Source organism: Streptomyces sp., assembly GCF_050698815.1.
In the GTDB taxonomy this organism is placed as follows: domain Bacteria; phylum Actinomycetota; class Actinomycetes; order Streptomycetales; family Streptomycetaceae; genus Streptomyces.
The window spans coordinates 1-6,224 of the sequence record NZ_JBOHCV010000440.1 but is presented as its reverse complement, the minus strand read 5'-3'; the positions used below and the strand labels follow the sequence as shown (position 1 = coordinate 6,224).

The following is a 6,224-nucleotide window of genomic DNA, read 5'->3' as shown; positions in this document are numbered from 1 at the left end:
GGGAGCACGACCTCCAGGTAGCACTTCAGCTTCGGCTCCGTGCCGCTCGGGCGCACCACCACGCGGGCCTTCTCCACGCCGGCTGCCGGGTCGCCGGACAGCTGGTAGCGCAGGCCGTCGGTGGGCGGCAGGGCGCCGGTGCCCTCGGTCAGGTCCTCGGCGGAGACGACGGCGAGACCCGCGAGGGCGGTCGGGGGGTGCGCGCGGAGGCGCTCCATCGCTGCGGCGATGAGGGAGAGGTCCTCGACGCGTACCGACAGCTGGTCGGTCGCGTGCAGCCCGTGCTCCACGGCCAGATCGTCGAGCAGATCGGTCAACGAGCGGCCCGCCAATTTGAGTTCGGCGGCCAGTTCGGCGATGAGCAGTGCGGCCGTGATGCCGTCCTTGTCGCGTACGCCGTCGGGGTCGGCGCAGTACCCCAGCGCCTCCTCGAAGCCGTACCGCAGATTCTCCACCCGGGCCAGCCACTTGAAGCCGGTCAGCGTCTCCTCGTACGGAAGCTCCGCCGACCGTGCGATCCGGGAGAGCAGCGAGGAGGAGACGATCGTCGTCGCGAACGTGCCGCGCGCCCTCTTGTGCACCAGGTGAGCGGCGAGCAGCGCGCCGGTCTCGTCGCCGCGCAGCATGCGCCAGCCGCCGTCGGCGTCCGGGTCGGGTACGGCGACGGCGCAGCGGTCGGCGTCCGGGTCGTTGGCGAGGACGAGATCGACTGCACCGGCCGTGACGGGCGCGTCCCGGGCGGTCGCGAAGGCGAGGTCCATCGCGCCCGGCTCCTCCGGGTTGGGGAAGGAGACGGTGGGGAAGTCCGGGTCGGGCTCGGCCTGTTGAGGCACGGGCAGCGGGGCGGGGAAGCCCGCCCGTACGAAGGCCGCGTGCAGCGTGCGGGAGCTGACGCCGTGCAGGGCGGTGTGCACGACCCGCACCTCGCGCGGCGCGCCCGGCGTCAGCACCGCGGCCGTACGGGCGAGATACGCCTCGACGATCTCCGCGCCCAGCACGTCCCAGCCCGACGCGGGGCGTGGCACCCCGGCGAGCGGGCCGACGGCGTCGATGGCGGCGGCGATGCCCGCGTCGGCGGGCGGAACGATCTGGGATCCTCCGCCCAGATAGACCTTGTAGCCGTTGTCGCGGGGCGGGTTGTGGCTGGCGGTGACCATCACGCCCGCGACGGCGCCGAGATGGCGGATGGCGAAGGCGAGTACGGGCGTGGGCAGCGGCTCGGGCAGCAGGGCGGCGCGCAGCCCCGCACCGGTCATCACCGCGGCGGTGTCGCGCGCGAAGTCGAGGCTGCGGTGGCGGGCGTCGTAACCGATGACGACGAGTCCGGGGGTGGTGCCGGCAGCGCCGCCGCTCGCGTGGCCCTGCTCGCGCAGGTAGGCGGCGAGTCCGGCGGCGGCCCGGATCACGACGGAACGGTTCATCCGCATCGGACCCGCGCCCAGTTCACCGCGCAGCCCGGCCGTGCCGAACTGGAGAGTGCCGCGGAAGCGGGCGGCCAGCTCCCCGTGGTCGGCCGCCTCGATGAGCTTCGCCAGCTCCTCGCGGGTCTCGGGGTCGGGGTCCTCGGCCTGCCAGTCGCGGGCGCGGGCGGTCAAGACCGCGAGCTCTTCCGTCGGTCCGTCCGTCGGGTCTTCCTGCACGGTTCGGTTCCTGCCTTTCCCTCAGATCCGGTCCCTCAGATCCGGCCCAGCACCTGCGCCAGCAGCGAACCCATCCGGGTGGCCGATTCGCGGCCCGCCTGGAGCACCTCTTCGTGGTTGAGGGGTTCGCCGGTCATGCCCGCCGCGAGGTTGGTCACCAGGGAGATGCCCAGCACCTCCGCGCCTGCCTCGCGGGCCGCGATCGCCTCCAGCACGGTGGACATGCCGACCAGGTCCCCGCCGATGGCGCGGACCATGCCGATCTCGGCGGGCGTCTCGTAGTGCGGGCCGGGAAGCTGCACGTACACGCCCTCTTCGAGGGAGGAGTCGATCTCCCGGCACAGGGTGCGCAGCCGGGGGGAGTAGAGGTCGGTGAGGTCGATGAAGTTGGCGCCGACGATGGGGGACGTGGCGGTCAGGTTGATGTGGTCCTTGATGAGGACGGGCTGGCCCGGCACCATGTCGCCGCGCAGGCCGCCGCAGCCGTTGGTGAGTACGACGGTCTTGCAGCCCGCCGCGACGGCCGTACGGACGCCGTGCGCGACGGCGGCGACGCCGCGGCCCTCGTAGAAGTGGGTGCGGCCGAGGAAGACGAGGCACTTCTTGTCACCCAGTTCGTGGGAACGCACCGTCCCCGAGTGCCCCGCCACGCCGGGCGGTGCGAAACCGGGCAGCTCGGTCACCGGGAACTCGGACTTGGGCGCCCCGAGCGCGTCGGCGGCGGGCACCCAGCCGGAGCCCATCACGAGGACCACGTCATGGCTGTCCGTGCCGGTCAGCTCCCGCAGCCGCTCGGCGGCGGCGTCGGCGGAACGGTACGGATCGTCGGCGGTGTTCGAGGCTGAAGCGTTCACGCGGTGAGCCTAGCCTGTTCGGGCCTACGCGCGTAGAAGCCCTCCGGAAAACGGCGCGGAACCCTCACAGTGCGGTCCACCGGTTTGTGGGTGCGGGTGCGTGCCGCTGCGGTGCGTGCGTCCGGACGGCATGATTTATGGCCCGACCCCCCGGAAAGATCTTGTGTGCCCCTCACTTGTCGGGCCACAAATCACGCTTGAGTGTCCGGCCACCCACACCTCCGGGTCCCGCCCCCTCCCGTCGTCGGGCGGCTGACGCTCTCCTTGGACACGATTTCCCCGGCGGGAGGGGGTGGGACGCGCTTGGGGTCTCCCCGCCGAAGGTAGGGGAAGGTGGTTCCGGGACACCCTTGGGGTCTCCCCGCCGCAGGTAGGGGAAGTGATTTTCGGCCCGGGAGGCTCGACAGGGGCCCCGGAAAGTCTCCGGAGCTCCCGGGCCGTAAATCATGCCGTCCCGGGACCGTCGCCGCAGCGGCACGCACCCGCACCCACCACGCACCCGAAAACGCTCAGCAGGGGCGTTTGCGGAGTTCCATGACGTAGTCGTGCGGCGCGCCCGCGGACTCCGCCGCGTCGGCGATGTCGCCGAGATACCGGGCCGCGGGCAGTCCGCCCTCGTAGCCGTTGAGTACGTAGCACCAGGCCGTCGCCTCGCCGTCCAGCGTGTGGACCCGCAGCCGTGTCCGGCGGTAGATGCCGAGGTCGACGCCCTCCCACCGGTCCAGGGAGTCCTCGTCCATGTCGGCGATGTCGTACAGCGACACGAACACCTGCGCCGCCGGCGACTCGACGACCGTCGCCAGCGCGCCCTCCCAGCCCAGCTGCTCGCCGCCGAACGTCAGGCGCCAGTCGGTGACCCACCCCGTGCCGCGCAGCGGGGAGTGCGGGGCGCGGCGCGACATGAGCCGCGCGTCGAGGTTCGCGGCGTAGGCGGCGTAGAGCGACATGACGACGAGAGTACGGGAGAGCCCGGCGGGGACGGCGCCGCCGTAGGGGGTACCGGGGTCGGCCCCGGGGCGGGTGCGGGACGGGTGCGGGACGGGTGCGGGGGCGGGCGCCCGCAACAGCGTTCGGAGGGGGCGCGGCGACGCCGGTGAGCGGGTGCGGGACACTGGACACGTGACTCGGATCGTGATCATTGGTGGCGGACCCGGCGGCTACGAGGCGGCCCTGGTGGCGGCCCAGCTGGGGGCGGATGTGACCGTCGTGGACAGCGACGGTCTCGGCGGCGCGTCGGTGCTCACCGACTGCGTGCCCTCCAAGACCCTCATCGCCACCGCCGAGGTCATGACGAACTTCGACTCCTCCTACGAGGAGCTCGGTATCCGTGTCGAGGACAGCACCCATGACCCGAACGACCCGGCCCGGGTGGTCGGTGTCGAGCTCGGCAAGGTCAACCGCCGGGTCAAGCGGCTCGCGCTGGCGCAGTCGCACGACATCACCGCGTCCGTGACCCGTGCCGGCGGCCGGGTGCTGCGCGGCCGGGGCCGGCTGGAGCCCGCGCAGGGGCCGGACGGGTCGCGGGAGGTCGTCGTCACCTTCGCGGACGACCGGCGGGACGGCGGTGCGGAGGAGCGGCTGACCGCCGACGCGGTGCTGATCGCGACCGGTGCCCACCCGCGTGAGATCCCCGACGCCCAGCCGGACGGCGAGCGGATTCTCAACTGGAAGCAGGTCTACGACCTCGAGGATCTGCCCGAGGAGCTGATCGTGGTCGGCTCGGGTGTGACCGGAGCCGAGTTCGCCGGTGCTTACCGGGCGCTGGGTTCGCGGGTCACGCTCGTCTCGTCCCGTGACCGGGTGCTGCCGGGTGAGGACCCGGACGCCGCGGCGGTGCTGGAGGACGTCTTCCGGCGTCGCGGCATGAACGTCATGGCGCGCTCCCGTGCCGCCTCGGCCAAGCGGGTCGACGACCACGTGGAGGTGACGCTGGCGGACGGTCGTACGATCACCGGCAGCCACTGCCTCGTCGCCGTCGGCGCCGTACCGAACACCACGGACATGGGTCTGGAGGAGGCCGGGGTGCGGTTGAAGGACTCCGGCCACATCTGGACCGACAAGGTCTCCCGCACCTCCGCGCCGGGCGTCTACGCGGCGGGTGACTGCACCGGCGTCTTCGCGCTCGCCTCGGTGGCGGCGATGCAGGGCCGGATCGCGATGTACCACTTCCTGGGCGAGACCGTCACGCCGCTCAACCTCAAGGCCGTCTCGGCGAACGTCTTCACCGACCCCGAGATCGCCACCGTCGGCTACAGCCAGGCCGACGTGGACAGCGGCAGGATGGACGCCTGGTGCGTCAAGCTGCCGCTGCTGCGGAACCCGCGCGCGAAGATGCAGGGCATCCGGGACGGCTTCGTGAAGCTGTTCTGCCGTCCGGGCACCGGCATCGTGGTGGGCGGCGTGGTGGTCGCACCGCACGCGAGCGAACTGATCCACCCCATCTCGATCGCGGTCGACAACAACCTCACGGTGGGTCAGGTGGCGAACACCTTCACGGTGTACCCGTCGCTGACCGGTTCGATCGGCGAGGTGGCACGGCAGTTGCACACGCGGAAGACGGCCGAGGACGGCTGACAGGTCAGCCGTTTGCCGCATATATCACGCCAGCCGTACGCGTATGAACAACTTCTGGTAATCGGCGCAAACTGCTGAAACCAGACGGTCGTTGGCGTTACTGTCAGTTTCGTGTTCGCTGCGGAACGTCGTCAATTGATCCTCGAAATGGTGCGTGCCAACGGAGCGGTATCGCTCAGGGAGCTCGCCCGCGTCGTCCAGACCTCGGAAGTCACGGTCCGCCGTGACGTGCGGGCGCTGGAGGCCGAAGGGCTGCTCGACCGTCGGCACGGCGGAGCTGTGCTCCCGGGTGGCTTCACCCGCGAGTCCGGCTTTCCACAGAAGTCCCATCTAGCGACCGCGGAAAAGACGGCCATCGCCGATCTCGCCGCCGGTCTCGTCGAAGAAGGTGAGGCCATCGTCGTCGGCGCGGGTACGACGACACAGGAGCTCGCGCGCCGGCTCGCGCGCGTACCGGGTCTGACGGTGGTGACCAACTCCCTGCTGGTCGCACAGGCGTTGGCGCACGCCAACCGCGTCGAGGTGGTGATGACCGGCGGCACCCTGCGCGGGTCGAACTACGCGCTTGTCGGCAGCGGTGCCGAGCAGTCCCTGCAGGGACTGCGGGTCTCCCGTGCGTTCCTGTCCGGGAGCGGGCTCACGGCCGAGCGCGGACTCTCCACCTCCAACATGCTCTCGGCGAGCGTCGACCGTGCGCTGGTGCAGGCCGCGGCGGAGGTCGTCGTCCTTGCCGACCACACGAAGCTGGGTACGGACACGATGTTCCAGACGGTCCCGACGGACGTCATGGCCCGGCTGGTGACGGACAGGCCGTCGCCGCAGGAGGACCGTGCGGGGACGGAGTTGCAGGCACTGGCGGACCAGGGCGTGCAGATCACCGTCGCGGGGCTGACCGGGAACAGCGCCGAAGGGCCCTCGCCGCAGGGAGGTGCGGGTGCACGTGGCGCGGATTCCGGGTCCGGTCGCCGGGACCGGGACCTGCCGATGCCGGGGCAGCGGCGGAACCATCCGCCGGGCCCGCCGGGTCCGTCCTCGGCGCACTCGCCGTCGCCGCTGCGCAGTGCGCCCCCGCTGCCGGAGCAGACCGGGGGCGCCGGCCGGATCGCCGACCTGGCACCCCGGCGGAGATAGCTCTCCGGGGCGGACGAAGTGGCGG

Annotated in this window: 5 protein-coding genes; 2 read left to right on the top strand and 3 right to left on the bottom strand. The window is 71.8% G+C overall.

The window, feature by feature from the left end; all coding sequences use genetic code 11:
• The 3 genes from ACRDP3_RS15995 to ACRDP3_RS15985 form a co-directional block, all read right to left on the bottom strand.
• On the bottom strand, positions 1-1,640 hold a 1,640-nt coding region (locus ACRDP3_RS15995; protein WP_431517621.1), incomplete at its 3' end, for a phospho-sugar mutase.
• A 35-nt stretch (positions 1,641-1,675) separates the two neighbouring features.
• On the bottom strand, positions 1,676-2,494 hold the full coding sequence (locus tag ACRDP3_RS15990; protein ID WP_431517620.1) for a purine-nucleoside phosphorylase: 819 nt from the start codon (positions 2,492-2,494) through the stop codon (positions 1,676-1,678).
• Positions 2,495-3,003: 509 nt separating this feature from the next.
• Positions 3,004-3,441, bottom strand: a complete 438-nt coding sequence (locus ACRDP3_RS15985; RefSeq protein ID WP_431517619.1) for a gamma-glutamylcyclotransferase — start codon at positions 3,439-3,441, stop codon at positions 3,004-3,006.
• A 172-nt stretch (positions 3,442-3,613) separates the two neighbouring features.
• On the opposite strand from ACRDP3_RS15985, the gene ACRDP3_RS15980 reads away from it, so the two are divergent.
• Together ACRDP3_RS15980 and ACRDP3_RS15975 are read left to right on the top strand one after the other, a co-directional pair.
• Positions 3,614-5,068, top strand: coding sequence for an NAD(P)H-quinone dehydrogenase (locus tag ACRDP3_RS15980; RefSeq protein WP_431517618.1), 1,455 nt, complete (start codon positions 3,614-3,616; stop codon positions 5,066-5,068).
• A 147-nt stretch (positions 5,069-5,215) separates the two neighbouring features.
• Positions 5,216-6,199: a DeoR/GlpR family DNA-binding transcription regulator gene (locus ACRDP3_RS15975; RefSeq protein ID WP_431517622.1), complete on the top strand. Its 984-nt coding sequence runs from the start codon at positions 5,216-5,218 to the stop codon at positions 6,197-6,199.
• The last annotated feature ends 25 nt before the right edge of the window (positions 6,200-6,224 follow it).

Excerpts from the sequence above, each read along its gene's own strand:
- ACRDP3_RS15975 (WP_431517622.1), top strand. The coding sequence starts at position 5,216 with ATGGTGCGTGCCAACGGAGCGGTATCGCTCAGGGAGCTCGCCCGCGTC.
- ACRDP3_RS15985 (WP_431517619.1), bottom strand. The coding sequence starts at position 3,441 with ATGTCGCTCTACGCCGCCTACGCCGCGAACCTCGACGCGCGGCTCATG.